Source organism: Archangium sp. Cb G35, assembly GCF_001896145.1.
Lineage (GTDB): Bacteria > Myxococcota > Myxococcia > Myxococcales > Myxococcaceae > Archangium > Archangium violaceum.
In genome coordinates this window covers 90,578-116,440 of sequence record NZ_MPOI01000012.1, presented here as the reverse complement: position 1 = coordinate 116,440, position 25,863 = coordinate 90,578, and the positions used below count along the sequence as shown (strand labels likewise).

General features: G+C 66.7%; 19 protein-coding genes and 1 other RNA gene. 9 read left to right on the top strand and 11 right to left on the bottom strand.

The window, feature by feature from the left end; genetic code table 11:
- The first annotated feature begins 32 nt into the window (after positions 1–32).
- On the top strand, positions 33–404 hold the full coding sequence (locus BO221_RS33270) for a helix-turn-helix domain-containing protein (RefSeq protein WP_043401278.1): 372 nt from the start codon (positions 33–35) through the stop codon (positions 402–404).
- A gap of 19 nt (positions 405–423) precedes the next feature.
- Here BO221_RS33270 and BO221_RS33265 read toward each other — a convergent pair whose 3' ends face one another.
- The gene (locus BO221_RS33265; protein ID WP_233166360.1) at positions 424–876 is read right to left on the bottom strand and encodes a helix-turn-helix domain-containing protein; all 453 of its coding nucleotides are present in this window, start codon (positions 874–876) and stop codon (positions 424–426) included.
- Entirely contained in the window at positions 849–2,009 is a 1,161-nt protein-coding gene (locus BO221_RS33260) for a protein kinase (protein ID WP_073564896.1), read from the bottom strand. Before BO221_RS33260 ends, BO221_RS33265 begins: the two co-directional genes overlap by 28 nt.
- A gap of 449 nt (positions 2,010–2,458) precedes the next feature.
- On the opposite strand from BO221_RS33260, the gene BO221_RS54160 reads away from it, so the two are divergent.
- Positions 2,459–2,944 (top strand): hypothetical protein, encoded by a 486-nt coding sequence (locus BO221_RS54160; RefSeq protein ID WP_143195823.1) that lies wholly within the window; start codon positions 2,459–2,461, stop codon positions 2,942–2,944.
- Between the two features lie 190 nt (positions 2,945–3,134).
- A complete protein-coding gene (locus BO221_RS54155; RefSeq protein WP_143195822.1) occupies positions 3,135–4,430 on the top strand; it encodes a restriction endonuclease in 1,296 nt (431 codons plus the stop codon).
- A gap of 358 nt (positions 4,431–4,788) precedes the next feature.
- Here the strand turns inward: BO221_RS54155 and BO221_RS33250 are convergent, their stop codons facing one another.
- The 3 genes from BO221_RS33250 to BO221_RS33240 form a co-directional block, all read right to left on the bottom strand.
- A complete protein-coding gene (locus BO221_RS33250) occupies positions 4,789–10,512 on the bottom strand; it encodes an ATP-binding sensor histidine kinase (protein WP_073564894.1) in 5,724 nt (1,907 codons plus the stop codon).
- Between the two features lie 182 nt (positions 10,513–10,694).
- The gene (locus BO221_RS33245) at positions 10,695–10,982 is read right to left on the bottom strand and encodes a hypothetical protein (RefSeq protein ID WP_073564893.1); all 288 of its coding nucleotides are present in this window, start codon (positions 10,980–10,982) and stop codon (positions 10,695–10,697) included.
- Positions 10,983–11,045: 63 nt separating this feature from the next.
- Positions 11,046–11,453 (bottom strand): hypothetical protein, encoded by a 408-nt coding sequence (locus tag BO221_RS33240; RefSeq protein WP_073564892.1) that lies wholly within the window; start codon positions 11,451–11,453, stop codon positions 11,046–11,048.
- 73 nt (positions 11,454–11,526) lie between these two features.
- Here BO221_RS33240 and BO221_RS33235 point away from each other — a divergent pair, with 73 nt between their 5' ends.
- Both BO221_RS33235 and BO221_RS33230 read left to right on the top strand, forming a co-directional pair.
- Positions 11,527–12,174 (top strand): RlmE family RNA methyltransferase, encoded by a 648-nt coding sequence (locus tag BO221_RS33235; protein ID WP_073564891.1) that lies wholly within the window; start codon positions 11,527–11,529, stop codon positions 12,172–12,174.
- Between the two features lie 50 nt (positions 12,175–12,224).
- A complete protein-coding gene (locus tag BO221_RS33230; protein ID WP_043391596.1) occupies positions 12,225–12,431 on the top strand; it encodes a hypothetical protein in 207 nt (68 codons plus the stop codon).
- Positions 12,432–12,437: 6 nt separating this feature from the next.
- Here the strand turns inward: BO221_RS33230 and BO221_RS33225 are convergent, their stop codons facing one another.
- A complete protein-coding gene (locus tag BO221_RS33225; protein WP_073564890.1) occupies positions 12,438–13,130 on the bottom strand; it encodes an SOS response-associated peptidase in 693 nt (230 codons plus the stop codon).
- A gap of 64 nt (positions 13,131–13,194) precedes the next feature.
- Here BO221_RS33225 and BO221_RS57120 point away from each other — a divergent pair, with 64 nt between their 5' ends.
- Positions 13,195–19,254, top strand: a complete 6,060-nt coding sequence (locus tag BO221_RS57120) for an alpha-2-macroglobulin (RefSeq protein ID WP_073564889.1) — start codon at positions 13,195–13,197, stop codon at positions 19,252–19,254.
- Positions 19,255–19,347: 93 nt separating this feature from the next.
- Here BO221_RS57120 and BO221_RS33215 read toward each other — a convergent pair whose 3' ends face one another.
- The 5 genes from BO221_RS33215 to ssrS form a co-directional block, all read right to left on the bottom strand.
- Complete coding sequence (locus BO221_RS33215) at positions 19,348–20,373, bottom strand: hypothetical protein (RefSeq protein WP_198956244.1); 1,026 nt, start codon at positions 20,371–20,373, stop codon at positions 19,348–19,350.
- 52 nt (positions 20,374–20,425) lie between these two features.
- Positions 20,426–21,688, bottom strand: a complete 1,263-nt coding sequence (gene tyrS / locus BO221_RS33210) for a tyrosine--tRNA ligase (RefSeq protein WP_073564888.1) — start codon at positions 21,686–21,688, stop codon at positions 20,426–20,428.
- 67 nt (positions 21,689–21,755) lie between these two features.
- Positions 21,756–22,547, bottom strand: coding sequence for a TIGR00282 family metallophosphoesterase (locus tag BO221_RS33205; protein ID WP_073564887.1), 792 nt, complete (start codon positions 22,545–22,547; stop codon positions 21,756–21,758).
- Positions 22,544–23,128 carry a 5-formyltetrahydrofolate cyclo-ligase gene (locus tag BO221_RS33200; protein ID WP_233166359.1) on the bottom strand — a complete coding sequence of 195 codons (585 nt, stop codon included), beginning with the start codon at positions 23,126–23,128 and terminating at the stop codon, positions 22,544–22,546. Before BO221_RS33200 ends, BO221_RS33205 begins: the two co-directional genes overlap by 4 nt.
- A 70-nt stretch (positions 23,129–23,198) precedes the next feature.
- A non-coding RNA gene (ssrS, locus tag BO221_RS33195) (6S RNA) lies at positions 23,199–23,390 on the bottom strand.
- 165 nt (positions 23,391–23,555) lie between these two features.
- Between ssrS and BO221_RS33190 the strand changes: the two genes are divergently transcribed.
- The 3 genes from BO221_RS33190 to BO221_RS55570 all read left to right on the top strand — a co-directional run bounded on the left by BO221_RS33190 (position 23,556) and on the right by BO221_RS55570 (position 25,829).
- Positions 23,556–24,482, top strand: a complete 927-nt coding sequence (locus tag BO221_RS33190; RefSeq protein WP_083681733.1) for a tetratricopeptide repeat protein — start codon at positions 23,556–23,558, stop codon at positions 24,480–24,482.
- 4 nt (positions 24,483–24,486) lie between these two features.
- A complete protein-coding gene (locus BO221_RS33185; RefSeq protein ID WP_073564884.1) occupies positions 24,487–25,428 on the top strand; it encodes a serine/threonine-protein kinase in 942 nt (313 codons plus the stop codon).
- A gap of 233 nt (positions 25,429–25,661) precedes the next feature.
- Positions 25,662–25,829, top strand: a complete 168-nt coding sequence (locus BO221_RS55570) for a hypothetical protein (protein ID WP_198956243.1) — start codon at positions 25,662–25,664, stop codon at positions 25,827–25,829.
- The last annotated feature ends 34 nt before the right edge of the window (positions 25,830–25,863 follow it).

The following is a 25,863-nucleotide window of genomic DNA, read 5'->3' as shown; positions in this document are numbered from 1 at the left end:
CCGGCCCCCGTCCACCGTGGTAGACGGCCACCATGGACGAAGAACTTCAGCGCTCTCTCGGAGAAGTAGCTCGCGCTGCACGAGAACGCCTCGGTCTCACTCAGGCTCAGGTTGCTCAGAAGGTGGGGCTCGTTCCGGGAGTCTACGGACGGATCGAGCGTGGCGACATGATGCCATCCGTCCCGAGCCTGCGGCGAATCAGCATCGTCCTGGGCATCTCGTCCGACGCGCTGATGGGAGTGAGCCCTTCTCAGGTTGCGGCCACGGTGGATGAAGCTCCCCCAGAAGGGAACCTCTCGCCGGAGCTGCGGCGCATCCTCCACCAACTCCGGACGTGGTCGCCGAAGCGCTTGAAGGTGCTCAGCAAGGTTCTGACCGTACTTGCTTCGTCCTTCGAGGATTGAACCAGGTAGAGCCATCCGCCTACTCGGCTTGATCGTCTGGCTGTTGCGCTGTGTGTCTCACCAGCGCATTGGCAGTGCTGAGCATGACGGATACCTGTGCAGCGTCCATGCGGCGAATCGTTCTCACCAGTCGGCGCAGCTCGGGCGGATCATCTGCCTCGGGTTCAGGCTCCTTCAGCCACGAAGGAGCCTTCTCGACATCGAGTCCCAGGACGATGTTGGCGTCCAGGCGCAGGGCGCGGCACAACCTGCGAAAGGTCGCAACGCTCGGGAGTAGGTATCCTCGCTCCAGCCGACCGAAAACCTCGGTGACGATTCCAACGCGATCCGCGACATCCGCCTGGGTCAGCTCAGCCTTCTTGCGAGCTTCGCGCACGACCGCTGCCAGGTGGGTCATCAGTTTCTTCTTCTCGTTCTGCCTGCGCGTTCTGCTCGGTCCAGGGGTTACTGGACGCTCAGCGCCTTCGGCCACGGGAGGACTCCAATCTCGACAGGGTGCGCTGCTTTCCGCTTGAGGGCGGATGCTTTCTTGAAGATGTCGGCCAGCTCCGCCGCTGCTTCGGATGCGCCGAAAGGCTGGCGGAGACTGCGTAGATACGCGCGGAGGTCATCACGCATCTCAGCAACCGATTGGTAACGCTCGGCAGGGTCACTCCGAAGAGCCCGGTGAGCTATCTGCTTCAGAGGGGCCGGGGCTTTGAATGCGATGCGGTCCACATCCTCGGGGCTAAAGCGGAGGAGACGGTCAGCGAGTACCTCGATGGAAGCCCAGGCCGACTGCTCGGCGCGCACACCCGAGACGAGCCGAAGCGCGCGCTTGGATACCTCGGATGGAAGCGTGTCCAGAGGGTCAAGCGGATGATTCCCCGCAATCATCTCCAGCAGCACGAGCCCGAGCGAAAAGATGTCCGCCCGGCTGTCGATCCCCTTAGGCGCGAGAAGACCGGCTCTGCCCTTCTGAGAGACGGAGCGAATGATCTCCGGAGCCGCGTAGGCGAAATTTCCTCGAAGCACGCGCAGCGGAGTTGGAACCCGCCCGAGAAGCTCGGAGAACGCCGCGCCGAAGTTGGTGAGCTTGACCCGGCCGTTGCTCCCGATGCGGATGGCCATGTGGCTCACGGCCCGGTGGATGATTTGAAGCTCGCGCCCTCGGTCATCCTCGCAGTTGTGGGCGTAGTCGAGAGCGTTGGCTACTTCGGCGGCGATGAAGGCTGCAAGGGCCGGAGAGAGCTTCCGATTCAGCAGCAGCGCGGAGCCGATGATCGTAGCCAGGAAGGCTCCTGTCATGTGCTCCATCACGACGAAAGGAGTGCACTGGTACTCGGCGAACTGGATAACGCGGCCGATCTTCGGGTGATGAAGGTGCTCAGCGAGTTGAACTTCCTCGATTGCCCGCGTGCGGCCCTCAAGCCCTTCGGGGACTTCTACCTGCTTCAGAACAACGAGCCTCCGGCGCGCCTTCTCCTTCAAGGGCCTGCACCTCGCCAGCCACAGAGTGTCGTAATCCACGTGCTCGAGGAGGGAGCGAAGCACCTCGTAGCGGAACCCGTCCGATTCGAAGGTGAACGGCCCTGTGTCCGTGGGCGGGTTGCCGGTTCCGAACATGTGGTCTCCTGTGCGCAGCGGAGCGATTGAGAGGAGCGTGAATCCCCATTGGTTACTTCCAAGGTGCTCCAATACGTATCATGGAAGAGAGGAAGAATGGAAGCCGCCTTACTAGGTAGGTCATCACCTCCGGGCATCCGGCAGGAGTAGGACGGAGCCTCGGGAGGGACAACCAAGTGCGATGCATCTACGGGGAAGAGACGCGCCTCTCGTTCAAGGTCTTGGGCTCTTCGGTACTCGGACCCAGGCCCCCCAACCTGCGGCGCGCTGGACCGCTCCCAGACGACGGAACTGGACGACCCCCGCATTCGGAGGAACCCGGGAAGATCTGCCGTGTTCTGACAGCCCCAAGGGCTCTTCTTTCATCAAAAGGGTTGAAGCGTAGTTCGTGGAGATCTACACCTATGTTCAGGTTGTGCACGATGCCCCACCTTCGAAGGGACGAGGCGATGACCGATTACGACGCCAGGGAAGCTCTCCACCTGATGGCCAAACACGCTTGCGATCATGGCTATCGAGAGCCCGAAGCAGAGAGAAACGCTGCGGACGCACTGCTGAGCACATTGGCCAGTCTCAGCGGTCAATTCGGGTGGAGAATGCATAAGAGCGAAGAACAGCTGAACTCCGTGGACATTTTCCCTTGGGAATCCCCAGAGGCTCGCGACGCCAGTAAGGAGCAACTAGCTGCAACTCTTAGGTATGAGAATGGTGCATTCTCCTTGCGAACGAGAAGCACGGAAGGTCAGTGGAGTGATTGGGCACCATTGCCCTTGGAGTATGATCTTTATACCCACATATTCGTGGGGCCGACTGACGAGAAAATGGGTCGGCGTTCTGCATTGGGCTATATCATTGGCGCAGTTGCCGCTAGTGACACCAGTAACGTGATCAAATTCTACGAGAACTACAGTAAAGTTCTCAGTTCATTCAAGTAGTGACAGGCTGAGAGTCTGCAAGCACGCGGCTCCTGATGCCAGGATCCGAGGTCTGGGGTGCTCTTCGGCTTTCAGGTTGGAGACGAGCAGAATCCCCCCTCAAGAGAGTCCTGGCCGTCCTCCTCCTTCAGCGTCGTGCATTACCTTCAGGATACATCTCCAGAGGGTTGCAAGTTAGGAGTCTATAAACATGCCGTCACCATCAACTACTGAGCTCCCTCTGCCAAAGTCCTGGGACGAGTTCGAAGACATTACTGCTGACATTCTCAAACTGCGCTGGGGCACTCCACATGTCACCAGACATGGTCGCCCTGGCCAGCCACAAAAGGGGGTCGATGTCTATGGTCGTCCCAAGCACCTTGATGGCAAATACGCAGGCGCGCAGTGCAAGCGACTTTCTGACCCCATCTCTTGGCACACAGTCAAAAACGAGGTGGAGAAAGCTGATGAATTCCTCCCCCCGCTTGGCGAATTTATTATTGCGACCACAACGCCAAGAGACGCAAACCTCCAGGAAAAGGTTCGTTTTCTGAATGTGGAGCGACATTCGCTGGGAAAGTTTCCAGTCGAACTCCTATTTTGGGAAGATATCTGCCTTGATCTAGCAGGAGACAAACATCTTCTCGCAAAGCATTTTCCCAATTGGAACAAACTTTCCGTTGATGAACGCCAACCGAGCATTGACGTCCACTGGCTCTTGGGAGAGGAGCCAACCAAGATTCTGAGAATTGAAACCACCCCGGAGAAACTTACGAACTTCGCGATGCAATTCAAGCCATTCAGGCGGAATGATATTGAATATCTGAAATCAAAACATCCCCAAGATGGCGCACTGGCGCAAAAGTATAACGAAGAAGTCGAGGTGGCACTGAGAGATAAAAGTCTTGAAAGAAAATGGCTCGCTCACCATGCGTTCGACAGATACAAATTTGGAAAGAAGTGCGGAGTTGCTGTTGAGGTAGATGGAGTTGAAGCGAGAGATATTCTCATTTACTTGGATTTTTCGGATCAGTTTGAGGTTTACGAGATTGGATGCCCACCTGAAAAGATCGATTGTCCAGAGTTGCCTGTGAGGCCAAGGCTTTCGGCAGAGCGCATTTCGCGTTTGAATTCGTTCAATTTCCCAGATTACGGTCTCATTGGGATTGATTTTTCCCAATCATTTGACATCGGACGGCTTTCGGCTTTGCGTCTAACTTCTCACATCAAGGGAAGGTCCATTTCCGTCAAAGACAACGAAGTGAAGTTGTGCATCAGCAGATTGGCGCAGCGACGGATGCTGTCTTTCAACGATGATGACGATGGTATTGTAGTGGCGCCGAAAGTTGTGGATGGTCGCTATAAGATTCGCTGGACCGCAGATGCGGTCAACTTGGAAGAACGCATACATGGTGAACTCGAAATTGAAGTCGTTCCCCGATCATCCACCAATGAAGAACCTGAAGGCGATGTGGCTGCATTCGATATAGAATCGAAGGAATTGTAGAAGATTATAATAAAGCTGGCTGCATCCTGGTGGCCCAAACGCATTCGCCCTTCACTTCGCCTCTATGCCATTGAGGTGGAGGAGATGATCCGCCCGCTGGGCTACGTCACTTCCCCAATCCGCTGGAGCGCGAGACCGGGCTTCCGCAGAGCCCAAGACCTTGCCCGTATTGTGGGTGCTTGGCTGCGTCACAGCGAACTTCGCGGGGAATGCGAGCCCGTCTGCAGAACTCGAGCCGGCTATAGGCCGGAGTCCTGGGGGAAATATCTATCCCCCACCCTCGCCCTCCCGAGGGGAGAGGGGCTATCTGGCCACTTTCCTGAAAGAGATGAAGGGATCTCTGAACGGGATGAAGGGCTCAATGGCTCGGAGCGGATGCCATGCCCTGGGCCTCCCGGTGCTCCGCTCCGGTGGTGGGCGGTCCGGAGCAGGGCAGCTCCACCGTCAGGGTGGTCCCCTTTCCCGGATGGCTGTCCGCCCTCACCGTGCCCCCGAGCGCGGAGACGATCTCCCGCACGATGTGGAGCCCCAGCCCGAGTCCCCCGTAGTTCTCCACCGAGACCGCCCGCTCGAACCGCTCGAACACATGCGGCAGGCGGTCGGGTGCGATGCCGATGCCCTGGTCACTGACCTGGAGCCGGGCCACGTCTCCCTCCTGGGAGAGTGTGATGTCGATGGGCTTGCCGGCACCGAACTTGAGGGCATTGGACAGCAGGTTGGTGGTCACCTGTTCCAGCCGGATGCGATCCCACCGGCCCACCACGCCCCCGTGGAAATGCAGGGACAGGGGGCAGTTCGCCCGGGAGATCGTCTCCCCCATGCGCTCGACGACGTCCTGGACCACGTCCGACAGCTCCACCTGCTCCAGACGCAGGTGGATGCGTCCGGCCTGGATGCGCGTGACGTCGAGCAGCTCCTCGATCAACTTCGCCAGCTTGCGCGTCTGGGCCTCGGCGCTCCGGATGCCCCGGGTCAGGGGTTCCGGCAGCTCGGAGCCGCAGCGCCGCAGGAGTCCCTGCACGGAGAGGCGCAGCGAGGTGATGGGGGTGTAGAGCTCATGCGCGGCGACGGACAGGAAGTTGTCGCGCAGTTGGATGGAGTCCTGGGACTCGCCGTACAGCCGGGCGTTGTCGATGCTGACGGCGGCCCGGCGTGCCAGCTCTTCCGCCAGGTGCAGCTCCGCCTCCGTGTAGCGGCGGCCCGGCGCCGCCGAGGCGAACATGATGGCGCCGAGTGTCTTTCCGCGCGCGGTGAGCGGAACGATGATGCCCGTCCGGACCGCGACGGCATGGAGCAACTCGAAGAAGCGCTCCTCGCGATACGGGTTGTTCCTTCGCAACTGCGCATCATCGAGCTCCGCGAAGAGCACGGACTGCCCCGTCCGCAGCACGCGGACGATCGGCTCCGGCGTCATCCAGTTGTGGGGATATTCCCGGTTGAGCCTGCGCAGGATGATCTCCTTGGCGGGATCCACGTGCGCCATCGTCATCGGACGGATCCTCCCGTCCTTCTCGATGACATCCACCACGCACCAGTCCGCCAGGTAGGGCACCACCGAGCGGGTCACCTTGGCCAGCGTCGTCTCGAAATCCAGGGACTCGGACAACGTCAGGCTCCACTCGGCGACGAAGCGGACGGCCTGCTCCGCCCGTCTGCGCTCCTCGACCTCGATGCGCAGCCGCTCGAACAACTGGCTGTTCTCCAGCGAGATGGCGATCTGCGAGGACAGGAGCCGCAGCACGCGGACCCGCTCCGGGGTGAAGGCCCGGGTGGCGAGGTTGTTCTCCAGGTAGAGCACGCCAATCGTCTTCGGGGGCCGTTGGATGGGCACGGCCAGGGCCGACTTGAGCGCGTGCCGGGCCACATAGGGATCCGAGACGAACGCGCCCTGCCGGGCGGCATGGGCCAGGACGAGGGATTCGCCCGTGTGGCAGGCGTGCTCGATGAGCGAGCTGGGGACCTGATCCGAGTCTTTCAAGGGGGTACGTTCCAGCGCGACGGTCTCGGAGACCGCGCCCAGGGCTCGCACCATCAAGGTGTCCTTCTCCCCGAGCACGAGTGCCCCGCGTTGAGCTCCCGCCGCCTCCAGGCACACCGCCATGAGCTTGTCGAGCAGGCGGTCCAACACCACCTCGCTCACGAGGGTATCCGCGGCCTTCAGGATGCTGAGCATGTCGAGGCTCGAGCCCCCCACGGTGCCACCCGTCGCGGGGCGGTCCGGGGTCTTCCAGGCCACGGGTTCGGTGGACTCCAGGTCCGGGAACTCCTCCTGCAGGGCGGACACCTTGGCCTGCGCGCCCCAGCGGGCATAGCCCTCGATGGCTGCCCTCAAATAGACGTGGGCGAGCCGTTTTCCACCCGCCGTCCGGAAGTAGCGGCCCGCCAACTCCTGGGCCAGGGCCTCGTCCTGGACGAACCCCTCGCGATGGGCTCCCTCGATGGCGCTGTCGTAGAGCCTCATGGCCTCCACGTGCCGTCCCTCGATACGCGCGACCTCGGCGCTGATCAGCTCGTACTTGTGGCGGAAGTTCTCCGGGCAGTTCTCCGCCCAGATGCCGAGTTGGTGCTGGTTGGCGGCGATCCCCGTGAGCAGGTGGGTCTGCTCCTCGGACGTGGCCGTGGTGCAGGACGCCGCCAGGACCAGCGAGGTGTAGACGTTGTGCTCGGCCACGAAGAACCAGCCCGGCATGGAATCGAGGTGTGCCGCCGCTTCCCGGGACATCTCCCGGGCGTCCTCGAGGTCGCCCAGCAGATAGGACACCTGGAGGCGCAGGATCCTGTACAGGGTGAGCGTCGCGAAGAGATGCTGGTTCACGGAGAGGAAGGCCGCCTCGTCGAATCCGTCATCCTCGAAGCGGGCCCGTTCATGCGTCTGGTCCCGCAGGCACCGGATGGCCTGGCGAAGACCGAGCAGTGAGTCGACCAGCCGATGGACACTGCTCTTGTGTAGGAAGGTGAGGCCGGTCTCGAGCTCGGAGAGCACGAGGGAGAACCCCGTCCCCATCGAGAACAAGGTGTACACCCGCACCGGGACGGAGAATCCGGCGAACTGGAGATCGCCGCTCGTGAGCCCGGTGGTGAAGGCCTGACGGTAGAGGGGCACACCCGTCCGGAGCGGTGCCTTCCAATGGTTCACGCTCACCGCGAACGTGAGGAGCGTCCTGCTCCGTTGCCGTGGATCGTCATACCGCAGGCAGAGATCCACTCCCAGGCGCCCGAAGGCATGGCCGGACTCGTAGTCGCCCAGGAGCAATCCCAGGCGCATGCCATGGGTGACATACGAGGTGGAGGAGTAGACCGTGTTGCCATGTTTCAAGGTGAGGTTGACGATGCGGAGGTTGATGAAGGCGAACAGGAGGGGATCGAAGAAGAAGGTGACCGTGCTGACTTCGGAGAGGATCCGCACACAGGCCAGTTGCTCCGGCTCCTTCATCTGGGGGGCTTCCAGGAGCTCCTCGAACGAGCGGCCGCGCAGATTCTCCTTCACCGCCGCCAGCTCGGCCGCGAAGGCCTGGGGGAGGTCCGGCTTCTCCGGCAGTTCCATGCCGAACAACCGCAGCCCTTCCTTTCCAGACTGGAGTGCCTCCAGGTGGTCCCGCTTCACCAGGCAGGTGAGCAGCCGGAGGATGTAGAGCTCCGCCTTCTCGAAGCGGGACCTGGCCTGGTCCAGCGCGTTGGTGAGGAGCTTCCCGGCGAGCTCCGGATCGCCCGTGAGGTAGGCGCACTCCGCGGCCTCGCGATGAAGACGGAAGCTCAGCTCATGGTTCGACCGCCACGTGTCCGGTGGAAGGAAGCCAATGCCACGGAGCAGGTAGCCCAGCGCGGAGCGGAACGCCGAGGCGGCCTTGGCCTTGCGGCCGGCCTGGAGGTTGAGCCGGGCCAGCTCCTCCCGCTCGGTCTCTTCCGTGACCAGCTCCGCGCCCAGCTCGAGCTGGTCGGCCACCTCGAAGATCCGCGCGTCGAGCTCGTGTTCGCGGGTGCTCCGCAGCAGGCGTCCCGCCTCGAGGTGGAGCCGCTTCTTCTGGTCCTCCGGAAGCAGGGAGTACGCGGCCTGTTGGATGCGGTCGTGCGCGAAACGGTAGAGGGCGGGGCGTTCCAGGACGAGGAGCCCCTCCTGGAGGGTGCTCCAGAGGGCCGAGGCCGTCTCGTCCACGGACATGCCCACCAACGTGGCGAGCAACTGGAGATCCACCCGGTTGCCCAGGCAGGCCGCGACCTTCAGGAGGCGCTGGGTGCGCTCGGGGAGCCGGCGGATGGTCGCGATCATCAACTCGACCACGTTCTCGGTCATCTCCACCTGCTCCATCCGGGCGAGGTCCCATTGCCACGTGCCGCGCTCGACGTCGAAGCGCAGCAGGCCGGACTGGTGGAGGTAGCGCAGGAAGCGGGTGACGAAGAGGGGATTGCCCGCGGTCTTCCGCTGCACGAGCCCGGCCAGCGGCTGGACCTGCCCGGGCCCGCGGCGCAGGGTGTCGCAGCAGAGGGCCGTGAGCGCGTCGAGGTCCAGCGGAGATAGCTCGAGGAGCGTGAGGGCCGCGCCGCCTTCCCGGATGGCCGCGAGCGTGCGGGCGACGGGCTGTTGCGGCCCGGTGGCCTCGGGCCGGCAGGCGCCCACGAGCAGCACGTGCTGGGAGTCCGGGTCCAGGGCCAGGCGCTGGAAGAGCGAGAGCGAGGCGGGATCGGCCCACTGCAGGTCATCCAGGAAGAGCACGAGGGGCGCCTGGGGTGAGGCCATGGCCCGGATGAACGCCTGGAAGGTCAGATGGAAGCGGTTCTCGGCCTCGGCCGGCTCGAGCTCCACCACGGGCGGCTGGGGGCCGAGGAGCTGCTCCAACTGCGGGAGGGCCTCGAGGATGACGCCGCCCTGGTTCCCCAGCGCTTCCAGCAGCCGGCGCCGCCACGAGTTGCGCAGCTGGGCCGGCTCGTTCATCAGCTCGCGCACCAGCCCCTGGAAGGCGTTCACCAGGGGCGCGTAGGGCACGTTGCGCCGGAGCTGGTCGAACTTGCCGGAGAGGAACCAGCCCGCGCGCCCGAGGCGCTGGCGCAGCGTCTGGACGAGCGACGATTTACCGATGCCCGCCGCCCCCACCACAACCACGCACTCACTGGGACCGCGTTGGACCCGCTCCAGGGTGGCTCCGAGCTCCGCCAGCTCCCGCTCCCGCCCGTACAGCCGTTCCGGGAGGGGGAGCTGCCGGGCGAGATCCATCCGGCCGAGCTCCAGGGGTTTGAGTCTTCTCGAGGCCCGCTTCCGTCTGCGCAGCTCCTGGAGATCGGACAGGAGGGACTCGGCGCTCTGGTAGCGCTCCTCGGGCATCTTCGCGAGCAGCTTCAGCACGAGCTCCGAGAGCGCCTCCGGAATCCTGGAGTTGGCGTGGACCGGAGGAAGGGGAGGCCTCGCCAGATGGGCGTGCACGAGCTCCATGGGATCCGGCGAGGTGAACGGCGGCTGGCCCGTGAGCATCTCGTAGAACGTGGCGCCCAGGGAGTAGAGGTCCGAGCGGTGATCCACGAGGCGGTCCATCCGCCCCGTCTGCTCCGGCGAGATATAGGGCAGCGTCAGCTCGAGCTCTCCGAGGAGGCTTGCCGCATCGGCGAGCCCGGCGGCCTTCGTGGCGATGTCGAAGTCGATCACCGTCACGCGGGGCTCCTGCCCGGCGAGGATGATGTTGGAGGGGTTGAGATCCCGGTGGATGACGTAGCGCTGATGGAGCTCCGCGAGAATCCTCGCCAGCTGGAGGGCCAGCTCCAGGAAGGTGTCGGGCTCGGCCGGGTGGCGCTTCAGCCATTCCCGCAGATCCCGGGGCCCGGCGTCCTCGAGAACGAGCGTGACGCTCTCGGCCTCCTCCTTCAGGGCCAGTGGTCTCACCACGCCCGTCACGCCCCCCTCCGCCAACTCCCGCAGCAGCGCGAACTCGTGGTGGAGCATCGCCGCGCTGGTGGAGGCGAGGGAGCCCCGCCGGGCCTGCTTGAGGATCAAGGAGACGCCCTCTCCCGTCCACACCCGGGACACGACGTACCGGCGCCCGCGGTGGATCTCCTGGGAGCCCTGGCCTCCCTCTGTGGTCGGATGCAGCGCCATGCGGTCCCCCGCGAGCGGGAGTGGCCTGGCGCTCGCGCTGTCCCGTTCAGCGGCGCGAGGATTCAGCCAGTTGGCTGCGTCAGGGCTCCCGCTCTCTGCTGAACATTTGGTTGGAGGACCGGGACGGGAAGTGTTCCCGCCCGCTCGCCGCACACGGGACGGAGCGCTCGGGTGCGCGTCCGTTACTTCTTCTTGAAGAGGGCCTCGGCGGCGGACATCAGCGCGTCCTTGTTCTCCCGGGCGTGCAGGCCGCCCTCGCCAATCTGGAAGAGCTCACAGAAGTTGGCTTCGTCCTTGTCCGAGGGCACCTCGGCGAAGGGCTCCTTGCATTGCTTGGCCACCGTCACGTCGAAGTGGCGGCAGTTGCGGCACGAGTGCACCTCCTCGCCGCAATGGGGGCAGGTATCCCTCCGCCCCACCTGGTTGCCCACGATGTCGAGTTTGCCTCCGCAGTGCGCGCAGCCCGTCATGCCCTTCCTCCCGGTCAGGGGTGGAGGAGTCCATACCAGCGCGCTGCTCGCGCCGCGAGTCCTCTAGGAACGCGAGGCCCGGACGGTGGCTCCCAGGGGGGCCGGTTCGGCGGCCCGTGCCTGCTCCAGCTCCTGGCTCGCCTCCTCCAGCTCGCCATCCAGGCGGCGCATCAGGCTCAGCAGCCAGGCGCAGGTCCCCGCCGCCACGGTGAGCATGATGCCCAGCGCCTGGCCGCGCTGCCACAGGTGCGCCCGCTCCAGCACCGCCCGGCGCTTGGCGAACGTCTCCAGCTGCTGGGTGGCCAGGGTGTCGTTGAAACTCTGGGCGAACTCGCTCGCCTGGGCCTTGCTCCGCTCCATGAGCCAGTCCGCCTCCGAGCGCAGCTGCTCCGCGCGGTACCAGCACCCCGCCGCGCAGGCAGCTGTCAGCAGGGAGACGCACACCGCCGTCGTCACGCTGAACAGTCGCATGGCCCCTCCGGTCCGCCGTTTCACGGGTTCCACGACACCCGCCGCTGCTCCGGCTTCCCGAAGACAGTAGCCGATGGTAGGGACCCCATCCGCCATGGGCAAGCCCTACCGTCCGAAAGACCACTATTTCAAGAAAGCCAAGCAAGAAGGGCTGAGGGCCCGTTCCGCCTTCAAGGTGGATGAGATCCTCAAGCGCTACCCCTTCTTGAAGAAGGGCGCCACGGTGCTCGACCTGGGGGCCGCCCCGGGCGGTTTCCTGCAGATATTGGCGGACGCGGTGGGGCCCAACGGCCGGGTGATTGGGGTGGACATCGTCGCCATCCGGCCCTTCTCGCAGCCGTACGTGAAGACGGCGGTGCTGGACGTGCTGGCCGACGACTTCGACGCGAAGCTGAGCGCGCTGTACGACGGGCCCTATGACGCGGTCATCTCGGACATGGCGCCCAAGACGAGCGGTATCCGCACCACGGACGAGGCGCGCAGTTTGCGGCTGGCGCGCAAGGCGCTGGAGCTGTCCCTCACCCGGGGCCGTCCGGGCTCGGCCTTCGTGGCCAAGCTCTTCATGGGTGGCGAGTTCGAGGAGTTCCGCGACGAGGTGCGCGCCGGCTTCGAGGAGGTGAAGCTGGTGCGCCCCGAGGCCACCCGGGGTGCGAGCATGGAGGTGTACGTGGTGGGCCTGCGCCGGAAGGCTCCGTCCGCCCCGGCCCCCGTGGCGCCTTGACGGGGCTCGTCCTACACTGGCGCCTGGTACGCACGCCGGGAGCCAGGCCCATGTCCGACCCGAAGCCCACACGTGGCAATGCCTCGCGCAAGGCGCTCAACGCGCTCGGGGGCGACGACGAGTTCAGCGTCTTCTCGGTGGAGCCGGAGGCGCAGCGGCCCCCCGTGGCGCTGGAGCAGGACACGCAGGGGCGGCCCGAGGACACGGCCGTGTCGTTCTCGGTGGTGCGCTTCTTCCGGAAGATCTTCGGCGATTAGAGGGCGTCAGAGCAGGAGCGTGGGCTGGCTGGCCACGCGCTCCACGCAGGCGGCCACGTCGTTCGTGGGTGAGTTCACCACGCGCGCCACCTCCCAGGCCTCGAGGGGCTCGTCCTCGTTGGGGACGAGCAGGGGCTGGAGGAGCGAGGCCTCCTGGGGCTCCGGACGCAGCCACAGCTCCTGGGCCGCCTGCGGGAGGATGACGGGCATGCGGTCATGGATGGGGGCCATGAGGTGGTTGGGCCCGGTGGTGATGACGGTGCAGGTGCGGAGGATTTCGCCGGTGTCGGGGGCGGTCCATTCCTCCCAGAGGCCGGCGAAGGCCATGGGGAGGCCGTCCTTGCGGCGGAAGAAGTAGGGCGTCTTGGGCTTCGTGTTCTGCTTCCACTCGAACCAGCCGTCCACGAGCACGAGGCAACGGCGGCGCTTGAGGGCGGAGCGGAAGCTGGGCTTCTCGGCCACGGTCTCGCCGCGGGCGTTGATGAGCTTGCTGCCGATGGAGGCTTCCTTGGCCCAGGAGGGGATGAGGCCCCAGCGGTAGGCGTCCAGCATGCGCTCGCCGTCGTTGATGACGACGGGCATGAGCTGGGTGGGGGCGAGGTTGTAACGGGGGCGCTCGATGGCGGTACGGACGCCGGTGAGGGCGAACTCACGGGCGATCGCCAGGGCGGGGGTCTGGATGGTGACGCGGCCACACATGGGACGCAGTATGCCCCGTGACAGAGGTGCGCTCCACAGCGGGCTGTGTGTCTAGAGTGTCCACATGCCGCCACTCCCGAGCCCCCGGACGCTCGCCACCCTCCTGACGCTCCTCTTCCTGGTTCTCGCCGCCCCTGCCGCCCAGGGGCAGCAACCCGTGCCGTCGTGGAAGGACATCGACGCGCTGGTGGAGGATCAAAAGCTCGAGGCCGCCATCCAGGGCACCGAGGCGCGGCTGGCCCAGGCCCGCGCACAGGCCAACGAGGACGAGTGGACGCGGGCGCTCGTCCGCGTCGAGCAACTCCGCACGGCGCTGCATGGCGAGGAGACGGCGGTACGTTTCCTCCGGGAGCAGCCGTGGCCGGAGGGCCTGCTGCCGCGCACGGCGCTCCATCTGTATTACGCCGCATCGCTCATCCAATACGCGGGGCGGTACGGCTGGGAGATACGCCAGCGCGAGCAGGTGGTTTCCGGTGGGCTGGTGGATCTGAAGCGGTGGACGGCCGAGCAGATCTACACCGAGGCCCGGCGTGCACTCGCGGAGGTGTGGGCGGAGCGGGAGCGGTTGGGCTCGCGAAAGGTCGGGGAGCTCGCGGGCTATTTGGAGCCGAACACCTATCCTCCCGGCATCCGGGACACGCTGCGCGATGCGGTGACGTACCTCTGGGTGGAGATGCTGTCGGATGAGGCCCAGTGGAGGCCGGAGCAGTCCAGCGAGGTGCATCGCCTGGACCTGGGCGAACTGCTGGAGGGCACGCCGCGGGTCGGCTTGGTGGACTCATCGGTGCACCCGTTGCGCAAGCTGGCCGCCGTGTTGGGAGACCTGGAGGCCTGGCACCAGGCTTCGGGCCGGCGCGAGGCGGCACTGGAGGCTCATCTGCGGCGCGGCGAGCGTCTCCTCGAGGCCTTCCAGGAAGAGTCGGACAAGGCCCGCATCCGCCGCCACGTGGCCGGGGTGCTCGAGGGCTACCGGGACGTGCCGTGGTGGGCGATGGGACAGGGCTGGTTGGCGGAACAGGAGGAGTGGGCGGATCGGCCGGTGAGGGCGCATGCGATCGCGAAGGACTGCGCGGCGGCCTTCCCGGAGAGCCTCGGGGGTCAGCGGTGCGCGCGGCTGGTGGCGCGACTGGAGGCCCCGGACTTCTCGGTGTCCAGCATGCGTTACGACGGTGCCGGCAAGCGGTCCATCGAGGTGACGCACCGGAACCTGCCGCGGCTGTACTTCCGTGCCTACGCGTACGACCTGGAGCCGCGGCTCGAGCGGGGCGACCTGCACGACGAACTGTTGATGGATGACGGTGATGATGGCGAAGAGGCGGTGCTCCGCCTCACGGCGAGGGAGCGGCCGGTGGCGGCCTGGAGTGCGTCGCTACCGGGGACACCGGACCTGCGTTCGCACCGGACGTTCGTGGTGCCGCCGCTGACGGAGCCGGGCAGCTATCTCATCGTCGCCTCGGCGCGCGAGGACTTCCGGAAGGAGGGCAACGCCCTGGCGGCGACCTTGATGACGGTGACTCCCTGGGTCTTCGTCAGCCGGTATGACCCGGCGGGACGCATCGAGGTGCGGGTGGTGGAGGGCGAGTCGGGCCGGCCCTCGCCCGGTGTGGAGGTGCGCCTCTTCAAGGCGGGAGATGGGCGGAACCAGATGCTGCGGAGCCTGAAGACGGACGCTCGGGGCGAGGTGGTGTTCCCGGAGCTGCCGGACCGGACGGTGCATCGCCTCTCCCTCGCGGTGGGCCGGGGCCGGCAGGTGTTGCTGGATCAGGAGCCCCGCTACGTCTCCGGGCGCGCGCCGGAGAAGGAGCGGACGCGGGCACTCGTCTTCACGGATCGCGGCGTGTACCGGCCGCTCCAGCAGGTGCTGTGGAAGGTGGTGGCCTTCCGGGGGAGTGGAGCGCAGGCGCGCTACCGGACACTGCCGGAGCAGCGGCTGACCGTGTCGCTGGAGGATGCGAACGGCCAGATCGTCGAGAAGCGGGAGGTGGGGACCAACGGCTTCGGATCGGTGGCCGGAGGGTTCACCGTGCCGGCGGGGCGGTTGCTCGGCGGATGGCGGGTGAGGGCGCAGGTGGGCGAAGAGACCGTGGGCCACGCACTCGTGCGAGTGGAGGAGTACAAGCGGCCCACCTTCGAGGTGACGGTGAAGGACCCGGACGCGGCGCTGCGCCTCAATCGTCCAGTCACCTTCCGGGGCGAGGCACGCTATTTCTTCGGGTTGCCGGTGACGCAAGGCTCCGTGCGCTGGCGCGTCCACCGCGAGCCGCTCCTGCCATGGTGGTGGGGCCGCTCGGGCGGGAGCTCGCTGCGTTCGCGGGTGGTGGCCAGCGGTACCTCTGCCCTGGAGGGGGACGGGAACTTCCAGCTCACCTTCACCCCGGAGGCGGACGAGCGAGCCCTCGCGTCGCGGGAGGTCTCCTGGCGCTACCGGGTGGAGGCGGACGTGACGGACGAGGGCGGGGAGACGCGCTCGGCCAGCAGGGCCTTCCGGCTCGGCCTGGTGGCGGTGGAGGGGCGCGTGGAGACGGACGAGGGCTTCTTCCGTGAGGGAGTGCCCGCGGAGGTCCGTCTGGTGCGCGCCAACCTCGATGGGGTGCCGTTGCCCGGAGTGGGCCGGTGGAGGCTGGTGACGCTGAAGCAGCCCTCGCGGCCGCTGATGCCGGACGAACTGCCCCCGCCGAGCTTCCCGGAGCAGCCGGTGGACGCGGACGCCTGGGTCACCACTCCGGGGGACCTTTCGCGGCCCCGATGGCTGAAGAGCGAGTGGGGGGAGGAGAAGGAGGAGCCGCTTCATGGCTGGAAGGATGGCGAGGAGCTGTCACGAGGTGAGGTGACGCATGACGCGCGAGGGCTCGCACGGGTGAAGCTGCCCAGGCTGAGGCCCGGTGCCTATCGCGTGCATTACGAGACGGAGGATGCCTTCGGGGAGCGCTTCACCACCTCGCGAGAGGTGCTGGTCGCGGGCGAGCAGGCACCCATCCCATTGCCGGCGCTGCTGCGGCTCGAGCGCACCACGGTGAAGGTGGGCGAGACAGCGCGCGTGCTGGCCTTCTCCGGGTTCGAGGGCCAGCCGCTGTTCCTGGACCTCTACCAGGGAGAGCGGTTCATCCAGCGGCACATGTTGATGGGGAGGAAGGACCCGGCGGTGTTGGAGGTGCCCGTCACCGAGTCGCTGCGGGGCGGTTTCATCGTGTCGCTGGTGGCGGTGAGGGACTACCAGGTGCTGCGGTACGAGCAGCCGGTGTTCGTGCCCTTCGATGACAAGGAGCTGCGGGTGGAGTTCGCGACCTTCCGCGACCGCGTGCGGCCGGGCGCGAAGGAGACATGGCGGGTGACGGTGAAGGGCCCGGCCGGAGCGAAGGTGGAGGCGGGAGCGGCCGAGCTGCTCGCGTACATGTACGATCGGTCGCTGGACCTCTTCGCGCCGCACGCGCCCCAGAACGTGGCGGAGTACTACCCGCAGCGCACGGAGACCGTGGCGCTTCGGGCCAGTCCGAGCCAGGGCTCGAGCTGGTGGCTCACCAGCGGGGATTGGGTGCATGAGCCGAAGTGGGTGCCGCCCCGGGAGGATGCACTCGTGTTCGAGGAGGGGCACGGCGTGGGAGGACCGGGCCGGCGCGGTCTTTCGTTGATCCCCACGGTGAAGGGGTTCGCGCTCATGAGAAGCAGGAGATCCGCCATGCCCGAGGCCTCGCGGAAGCAAGAGGGCTACGTCGTCGATGGGCTCTCCGCGAACGATCATGCCTTTGGCATCAACCGTGATCCGTCCCTGGACGAGATGAATTCGCGTGCCCGGGGCCCCGTGGCTCCTTCGGACGCGGTGCGTGCCCGGTTCGAGGAGACGGCCTTCTGGGTGCCGCAGTTGCTCACGGGGGAAGACGGCTCGGCAGTGCTGGAGTTCACCGTGCCGGACTCGGTGACGGCGTGGAACGTCTGGGTGCACGCGCTGACGAGGGACTTGAAGGGTGGCTCGCTGCAGCGCCAGACCCGGAGCGTGAAGGAGCTGATGGTGCGTCCGTACGTGCCGCGCTTCCTGCGCGAGGGGGACCGCGCTGTGTTGGAGGTGGCGGTGAACAACGCGGGCGAGGCGGCGCTGGAGGGCTCGCTCGTGCTGGACATCGTGGATCCGGAGACGGATGCGAGCCTGCTGTCGCGCTTCGGCGTGGAGGTGGCGAGCCAGCCCTTCCGGGTGGCGGCGGGGAAGGGGACGACGGTGCGCTTCCCGCTGAAGGCGCCGGCGGAGTTGGGGCCGGTGGCCTTCCGGGTCACGGCGCGGGCCGGTGACTTCAGTGATGGGGAGCTGCGTCCGCTGCCAGTGCTGCCCGGGCGGATGCACCTGACGCAGTCTCGCTTCGTGACGCTGCGAGGCCGGGAGCGCGAGGTGATGGAGTTCGCGGATCTCCGGCGCGGGGATGATCCGAGCCTGCTCAACGAGCAGCTCGTCGTCACGGTGGACGCGCAGCCCTTCCACGCGGTGCTGGGGGCACTGCCGTACCTGGTGGACTACCCGTACGAGTGCACGGAGCAGACGCTCAACCGCTTCGTGTCCACGGGCATCGTCTCCAGCCTGTATGGCCGCTACCCCGAGGTGGCGAAGCTGGCGAAGTCGATGAGCACACGCACCACGCGCTTCGAGACGTGGGACGCGGTGGACCCCAACCGGAAGATGACGCTGGAGGAGTCGCCCTGGCTGGAGGAGGCCGGGGGCGGGAGCAGTGGGGAGTTCGGGCTGGCGAAGGTGTTGGATCCGGAGGTGGCGAAGGCCGAACGGGAAGCGGCGCTGACGAAGCTGCGTCAGGCGCAGTTGTCGAGCGGAGCCTTCCCATGGTGGCCGGGAGGGCCGCCGTCGCCGTACATGACGCTCTACATCCTGCACGGGCTCGCACGCGCGGCCGAGCACGGCGTGAAGCTGGACCCGAACATGACGAGGCCGGCGTGGGAGTACCTCGCGAAACACTTCCGCTCGGACTACGCGGAGAAGCTGCGGAAGGCGGGCTGCTGCTGGGAGTTCCTCACGCTGCTCGAGTACGTGGCGTCGAGCTTCCCGGACGCGAGCTACATGGGAGCCGCGCTCAGCGACGAGGAGCGGGCGCGCATCCGCGACTTCAGCTTCCAGCATTGGAAGGAGCACTCGCCGTACCTGAAGGGCTACCTGGCGTTGGCGCTGAAGCGGGCGGGGAGGGAGCGGGACGCGCGGCGGGTCTTCGAGAGCGTGATGGACTCGGCGAAGACGAGCGAGGAGCTGGGGACGTACTGGGCGCCGGAGGAGCGGAGCTGGCTCTGGTACAACGACACGACGGAGACACATGCCTTCGCGTTGCGCACGCTGCTGGAGCTGAACCCGAAGGACGAGCGGCGGCACGGGCTGGCGCAGTGGCTGCTGTTGGACCGGAAGCTGGGCCACTGGAAGTCCACGAGGGCCACGGCGGAAGCGGTGTACGCGCTGGTGAAGTACCTGGAGCGCGAGGGGACGCTGGGAGCGCGCGAGGATGCGAAGGTGACGGTGGGAGGCCGGACGGTGGCGCTCGCGTTCGCGCCGGAGGTGTACACGGGGAAGGGGAGCCGGGTGGTGGTGCCGGGGCCGGAAGTGAAGCCGGAGACGAGCGGCACGGTGGTGGTGGAGAAGGAGGGGAAGGGGATGGCGTTCGCCTCGGCGACCTGGCACTTCTCGACGGAGCGGTTGCCGGAGGAGGAGCGGGGAGACTTCTTCCACGTGTCGCGCCGCTACTTCCTCCGGGAGCAGAAGGGGACGGAAGCGGTGCTGCGGCCCCTGGAGGAGGGGACGAAGCTGGTGCCCGGGGACGAGGTGGAGGTGCACCTGTCGCTGAAGACGAAGCACGCGGCGGAGTACGTGCACCTGAGGGACCCGCGGGCGGCGGGGATGGAGCCGGCGAGCACGCAGTCACGGCACCGGTACGATCTGGGAATCGTCTGGTACGAGGAGCCGAGGGACTCGGGGACGAACTTCTTCTTCGAGTGGCTGCCGGCGGGTGAGTACACGTTCCGTTACCGGCTGAGGGCGAACATGGCGGGCACGTTCCGTGTGGGTCCCGCGACGGTCCAGTCCATGTACGCGCCCGAGTTCACGGCGTACTCGAAGGGAGCGGTGCTCGAGGTGGGCAGATAACCAGCTCACGCATCCACCCCTCTCCCCTCGGGAGAGGGACGGGGTGAGGGTGCCACGCGCCCCGGGTTGAGCCCCGGTCATCGCGGTTCCGCGTCACTCGCCGCAGGTGGCGCGCTCGTCGGTGGGATACAGCGTGGCGATGCCGTAGGTGCCATTGCGCGTCCCGCACCAGATGCGCCACGACTTGCCACCGAGGTCTGGCGCCGAGTACACGCCGCCCTCCCTCTTCGCCCCATCGCGAGCGCAGCACCGGGCGAAGGCGCGGGTGCCGATGGCCACCATGGCCACCGGATCCTCCGCCTGCGCGAAGCCGCCGAGCTTCTTCTCGGCGCAGGACCAGGGGGCCACGCCGCGGAAGCGGATGAGGTACTGCGAGCCCTGGAGCGCCTTGCCCCCGCGCGCGGGGCCGTCGAAGCACAGCTTCCCCTCGGACTCGAGCTGGGCGTAGCGCGGCAGGTAGTGCAGCCCGCCGATGTTCTTCTCCAGCCACTCGTCGCCGCAGAAGACGTGGGTGAAGGCGTTGCGCGGTCCGGTGCTGACCCACAGGCCGGTGAGCCACTCGATGTTCCCCTGGCGCGAGCCCGGGCGGCCCGCGGTGGACAGGGCGCGCTGGATGCGTGGATCGTCGTAGTGCGCGGACATGAAGCGCTGCACGTCGCCGCGGCTCACCGAGGCGTCGGGCCGCGCCGGGCACATTCCGAGCACCTCGCGGTCCACGGGCTTGAGCGCGGGGAGCTGGCGGAACAGGGGCGGTTTGTCGCAGCGGGTCGCGCAGCCCGTGGCCTGGGGGATGTCGGCGGACAGGGGAGCGGCTTCCGGGGCCCGGTCCTTCGAGGCCAGGAACTCACCACTCATCCGCGGCTGCTCCGGCAGCTCCGCCGTGCCGTCGCACTTCACCCAGCCCTCGCCCGTGGCCCCCTTCAGCTTGCACCACGCGCGTCCGGGGCCTCCCTTCTTGAGGACGGGATAGGCCTTGTCCGGCTCGACGGTGAAGACGACCCGGGTGGACTCGGGTTCCGCCACGGCCTCCAGCCGGGTGCCGGAGACGAAGGCGCCCGAGGCGTGGGCTCGGAAGGGGAGGGTACAGAGGGCGATCAGCAGCAGGGTGAGGGTCCGCATGGATCCGCGGAGGATACCCTCACCCCGGCCCTCTCCCAGAGGGAGAGGGGGCTCAAGCCAGCTTGATGCGCGCGGACTTGTGCTTGCCCACCTGCACCAGGTACTCGCCCGCATCCAGCTCGTGCTTCGGGTCCGTGGCCTTCTCCCCGTTCACCTTCACGCCGCCCTGGCCCATCAGCTTGCGCGCCTCCGTGACGGACGCCACCAGCTTCGCCTCGGCCAGCGCCTTCGCCAGCAGCAGCTTCGGCGCTCCGCCCATCCCCACCTCGACCAGCGGCTGGTCCTCGGCGACGATCTTCTTCTGCGAGTAGCGCTCCTCCCACCCCTGCATCGCCTTCTGCGCCGACTCCGCGTCGTGGAAGCGCGCCGCCATCTCCTGCGCGAAGCCCGACTTGGCGGCCTTCGGGTGCACCTCCCCGCTCGCCACCTTCTGCTTCAGCTCGCCCAGCTCCTTGAGCGTCCGCGACGACAGCAGCTCGTAGTACCGCCACATCAGGTCGTCCGTGATGCTCATCAGCTTGCCGTAGATCTGCTCCGGCGGATCACTGATGCCCACGTAGTTGTCCAGGCTCTTGGACATCTTGTCGCCGACGATCTTCCCGTCGACCATCTTCGCGTCCAGGCCCTCGAGGATGGGCCCGGTCATGATGACCTGCGGCTCCATGCCCTCTTCCTTCATGAGCTGCCGGCCCACCAGCAGGTTGAAGAGCTGATCCGTCGCGCCCAGCTCCACGTCCGCCTTCAGCGCCACCGAGTCGTAGCCCTGCAGCAGCGGGTAGAGGAACTCGTGGATGGAGATGGAGCGGTTCTCCCGGAAGCGCGTCTTGAAGTCGTCGCGCTCCAGCATGCGCTGCACCGAGTAGCGCGCCGCCAGGCGGATCATTCCCTCCGTCCCCAGCTTGTCCAACCACTCGGAGTTGAAGCGCACCTGCGTCTTCGCGGCGTCCAGCACCTTGAAGACCTGATCCTGGTACGTCTTCGCGTTGACCTTCACTTCCTCGCGGGTGAGGGCGGGGCGCGTGACGTTCTTCCCGGAGGGGTCGCCAATCAGCGCGGTGAAGTCACCGATGAGGAACACCACCTGGTGGCCGAACTCCTGGAAGCGCCGCATGCGCGTGAGCAGCAGCGAGTGGCCCAGGTGCAGGTCCGGCCGGCTCGGATCGAAGCCCGCCTTGATGATGAGCGGCTTGCCCGTCTCATACGAGCGCTCGAGCTTCTTCTTGAGATCCTCGGGCACCTGGATGTCCACGGTGCCGCGGGTCACTTCCTCGAACTGCTCCTGGGGGGTCGCCTTGCGCAGCGGATTTTCGGACATGACGCAGCGCAACCTACCCGAAAACGCGGGCAGGTGGACAAAGGACGTCGCCCGGCGTGCGTGCCGCTCAGGTTCCCGGCAGGTGCTCGCGCACGCGCTCGATGCCGCGCGCCTTCCCCGTCTTGTCGTCCATGTCGATGATCACGCCCTGCAGGTAGACCAGGTTCTTGGCCAGCTCGTAGGGGACATGGCGCAGGGTGATGAAGCGCTCGATGGAGGACTCCTTCTTCATCCCGATGACGGAGTCCAGCGGGCCGCACATGCCCACGTCGGTGATGTAGGCCGTGCCGCCGGGCAGAATGCGCTCGTCGGCCGTCTGCACGTGGGTGTGGGTGCCCACCACCGCGGACACCTTGCCGTCCAGGTGGGCGCCCATGGCGTTCTTCTCGCTGGTGGCCTCGCAGTGCATGTCCACCAGGATGCAGGGCGTCTGCTTGCGCAGCTCCGCCACCAGCTCCGGCGCCACCGTGAACGGGTTGTCCAGGGGCTTCATGTTGACGCGGCCCTCGAGGTTGAGCACCCCGAGCTTGCGCCCGTCCGGCGTCTGGATGACGGTGTGCCCCCGTCCCGGCGCCCCCTTGGGGTAGTTGGCCGGCCGCAGGAGCAGGTGTGGATTGTCCTCCACCCAGGGGAGGATCTGCTTCTTGGTCCAGAAATGGTTGCCGCTCGTCAGGAGGTTGACCTCACTGGCGAGCAGCGCCTCGGCCGACTCGGGGGAGATCCCCGCACCGCCTTCGCTGTTCTCAGCGTTGGCGATGACGAGGTCCACCGAGTGGCGCGCGATGAGCTTGGGGAGAAGGGTGCGCACAGCCGTTACGCCCGGCTTGCCCACCACATCGCCCATGAAGAGTACTTTCACGTGTCCAGAAAATCCCAGTCGCGGTAGAGCCCGCGCAGTGTCTCCGACTCGGTGACGACGAGGTCCATGTCCACGTCGTCATTCGTCGTCGGCATGGTATCGACGACCTGGTCGCCGAAGGCCAGCCCCACCCGCCGGCTGCGCGCGGAGGCCGCCTTCAGGGTGGCGTCGTAGTAGCCGCCGCCCCGGCCCAGCCGCTTGCCGTCGCGTGTGAAGCCCAACCCGGGCACCACGAACAGGTCGATCTGGTCCACCGGGATGAGCTCGGCGGAGTTGGTGGGCTCGCGTACTCCGAGCCTGCCCGGCTCCAGCTCCGCCTCGGACTTGATGGCCCGGAAGGACAGGATACGTCCATGGACGTGGGACAGCGGGTAGCAGACGATCTTCTCGTCCTGCAGTGCCGCGATGAGGATGTCCCGTGTGGGCACTTCACCCCGAATGGGGGCGTAGAGCGCCACCGTCCTCGCCTTTTGGTAATAAGGTGTCGCCAGGAATCGGGCCTGCACCTTCAGCCCACGCTCGTCGATGATGTCCGGCGTCATCGCCTTGCGCCGCGCCGTGAGCTCCTCGCGCAGAGACACCTTCCGAGCCGCTCCCTCTTGTGCCACCGTCTCGCTCGCCACCTGCCCCGCTCCCGCCAAGAGTGAAAAAAAGTCCCCCGCCGAATGGCCGTGTGCCTAGCGTCCATTGAACCCTAAAAAGCCAGGTGGGGTTCGAAGTCGTGGCTCCGTAGGCTTCCCTCATCCCGCGAGGGGAGGGCTTGCTCATGGAGCTCGAAACGGACCCCGTGATGGACGTATCGGTTCGAATTTCTGCTGGGCATCACGCGCCCCGCAGGGGACAGCCCTTCTACCAAACCTTTCCTGACTGCAAACGCTTGAAACTCCTGGGGAAACCCAGGAATGCCTGAAGGAATGATAAGAACGCGGAGCGGATGGGTCAAGCCATTGCCGCGCGTTTACAAGGCAGGCGGCCACCTCCTATGATGGAGGGGCTCCCACTTCACCCATGGCGTCCGTTTCCAGAACAATCGGCCTCGCGGCCCTCATCGCCGCAGCCCCCGGAGCCGCCGCCAGGGCACAAGCCGTGCCCCAGGGAAGCTACCAGGCGGCCGTGCTGGGGCGGGTGGAGTGGACCGTCGCGAACGAGCGCCTGGTCGCGCACGCTGTCGATGGGGGCCCCTGCCGCTTCAAGCCCAAGAGCCCGGTGCTGGAGGGGCAAGTGCTGGGGAACGTGCTGGTGGGGCAACTCACCCTGTGCCTGGAGGGCCCGTCCTGCCCGGCCCTGGGCACCGTGCCCGTCCTCGCCCTGTACAGCACGGAGGACCGGTCGCTGACGGCCTATGTGCGGCCGCAGGCGGGGTGCCAGGTGCCGGGGCTGGGCAAGGGTGGACTGCTGGTGCTGCAGCCGGCGGAGGCGGTGTCCGCGCAGGCTCCGGTGCGGGGGGGCCTGGCGCGCCTGCGCACGGAGAAGCGCAACCCCGAGGCCGCCAAGGAGGCGCTGGAGCTGGGCAACCAGCTCCTGGGCAGGAAGGATTGGAGCGGCTCGGCGGCCGAGTTCGAGCGGAGCATCACCCTCGATGACCGCAACTGGGTGGCCTTCTTCGGGCTGGGCACGGCCTGGTTGATGCGCGGCCAGGCCCAGGACTCCATCGACGCCCTGAACCGGGCGCGGTTGCTCAATCCGCGCGAGTCGAGCATCCATTACAACCTGGCCTGCGCCTACAGCCGGCTGGGGGACAAGAAGCAGGCGCTGGCCAGCCTGGGGCAGGCGGTGAAACTCGGTTTCGCCATCACCGAGGGCTCGCAGGACGCGGAGTTGGATCGGCTCTTGAGCTCGGACGGGGCCTTCCTCAACAAGTACCTGGGGCTGCTCCAGCAGGCAGTCGCGAACAACAAGGCCTCTGCCGGAAGGCGGCAACAGACGGGACCCTGAGCGCGTGAGCACCTCTCCCACGCCGCGGATCCCCCGGATCCTCGGCAACTACGAAATCCAATCGCAGCTCGGCAAGGGGGGCATGGCCGAGGTCTTCCGCGCCCGTGTCCGCTCCGGCCCCCGCCAGGGCTGGACGGTGGCCGTCAAGCGGCTGTTGCCCGCCCTCACCAAGGATCCGGCCTCCGTCGCCCTCTTCGCCTCCGAGGCCCGCCTCACCAAGCAGTTGGATCACCCCAACATCGTCCAGGTGCTCGACGTGGGCGTGGTCGAGGGCCAGTACTTCATCGTCATGGACCTGGTGGACGGCCGGGACCTGGGGCAGATCCTCCGCCGCTGCAAGCACCGCGGCATCCACCTGCCCCTGGACTTCGCCGTCTACCTGGCGCGCACGCTGCTCGAGGCCCTGGCGTACGCCCACTCCGCCACCGGACCCCAGGACGAGCCCCTGGGCATCGTCCACTGCGACATCTCGCCCTCCAACCTGTTCATCTCGCGGTTGGGGGACATCAAGCTGGGTGACTTCGGCGTGGCCCGGCTGCGCGTGGACGGCGTGCTCCAGGGCGGCGAGGTGCTCGGCAAGCCCTACTACCTGTCGCCCGAGGCACTGCAGGGCGCCATCGCGCCGTCGGTGGACCTGTGGGCCGCGACGGTCGTGCTGTACGAGCTGCTGACGCTCCAGCGCCCCTTCACCGGCACCACCCCGGAAGAGGTCTTCACGAAGATCGTCTACCGGGACTACCTGCCGCCGAGCCTCATCCGCCCGGAGATCCCCGAGGCGCTGGATGAGATCATCCACCGCGGTTTCGCGGTGAATCCCGAGGACCGGTTCGTCACGGCCGAGGCCTTCGCCGATGCGCTGGCGCCGCACTACGACGAGCGGGTGGGCACGCCGTTGGCCATCGCCGCTGTGGTGCGTGGGCTGTTCGGCATCACCGACGCGAAGTAATTCCGTTACTCCGCCTGCTCCCCGCATCCCTCCCTCGCCCTCCGGGAGAGGGTCGGGGTGAGGGTATCGGGTACCCCAGGTTGGATCCGTGTTGTGCCCCCTCTCCCTCTGGGAGAGGGCTGGGGTGAGGGTCTGCGCTCTCCTGTCCGCCTGGTTCCCCGCTGCCGGTCTTCTGTTCGATGCCGATCTTCCCCTGCACGAGGTCAGCGCCAGCGCGCGAAGGAGGATTCGAGATGGCGACCCAGAAGGAGAAGAAGCCCCAGGAGACCCGCGAGGCGGACACCGAGCGCAAGGTCGAGCGCAAGCCGGACAAACCCCAGGAGTCCCATGAGGGCTCGCCGGGTTACGGTCAGCCTCCCGGTGACGTTCGCGAGAAGCAGCTCCCCGACCAGAAGTGGTAGCCGAGGAGCACGGGTGGGGACGGGATGACCCTCA

Bases quoted from the DNA above. Each gene is read 5' to 3' on its own strand.
- BO221_RS33270 (WP_043401278.1), top strand. From the start codon at position 33: ATGGACGAAGAACTTCAGCGCTCTCTCGGAGAAGTAGCTCGCGCTGCA.
- BO221_RS33260 (WP_073564896.1), bottom strand. From the start codon at position 2,009: ATGTTCGGAACCGGCAACCCGCCCACGGACACAGGGCCGTTCACCTTC.
- BO221_RS54160 (WP_143195823.1), top strand. From the start codon at position 2,459: ATGACCGATTACGACGCCAGGGAAGCTCTCCACCTGATGGCCAAACAC.
- BO221_RS54155 (WP_143195822.1), top strand. From the start codon at position 3,135: ATGCCGTCACCATCAACTACTGAGCTCCCTCTGCCAAAGTCCTGGGAC.
- BO221_RS33250 (WP_073564894.1), bottom strand. From the start codon at position 10,512: ATGGCGCTGCATCCGACCACAGAGGGAGGCCAGGGCTCCCAGGAGATC.
- BO221_RS33245 (WP_073564893.1), bottom strand. From the start codon at position 10,982: ATGACGGGCTGCGCGCACTGCGGAGGCAAACTCGACATCGTGGGCAAC.
- BO221_RS33240 (WP_073564892.1), bottom strand. From the start codon at position 11,453: ATGCGACTGTTCAGCGTGACGACGGCGGTGTGCGTCTCCCTGCTGACA.
- BO221_RS33235 (WP_073564891.1), top strand. From the start codon at position 11,527: ATGGTAGGGACCCCATCCGCCATGGGCAAGCCCTACCGTCCGAAAGAC.
- BO221_RS33230 (WP_043391596.1), top strand. From the start codon at position 12,225: ATGTCCGACCCGAAGCCCACACGTGGCAATGCCTCGCGCAAGGCGCTC.
- BO221_RS33225 (WP_073564890.1), bottom strand. From the start codon at position 13,130: ATGTGTGGCCGCGTCACCATCCAGACCCCCGCCCTGGCGATCGCCCGT.
- BO221_RS57120 (WP_073564889.1), top strand. From the start codon at position 13,195: ATGCCGCCACTCCCGAGCCCCCGGACGCTCGCCACCCTCCTGACGCTC.
- BO221_RS33215 (WP_198956244.1), bottom strand. From the start codon at position 20,373: ATGCGGACCCTCACCCTGCTGCTGATCGCCCTCTGTACCCTCCCCTTC.
- tyrS (WP_073564888.1), bottom strand. From the start codon at position 21,688: ATGTCCGAAAATCCGCTGCGCAAGGCGACCCCCCAGGAGCAGTTCGAG.
- BO221_RS33190 (WP_083681733.1), top strand. From the start codon at position 23,556: ATGGCGTCCGTTTCCAGAACAATCGGCCTCGCGGCCCTCATCGCCGCA.
- BO221_RS55570 (WP_198956243.1), top strand. From the start codon at position 25,662: ATGGCGACCCAGAAGGAGAAGAAGCCCCAGGAGACCCGCGAGGCGGAC.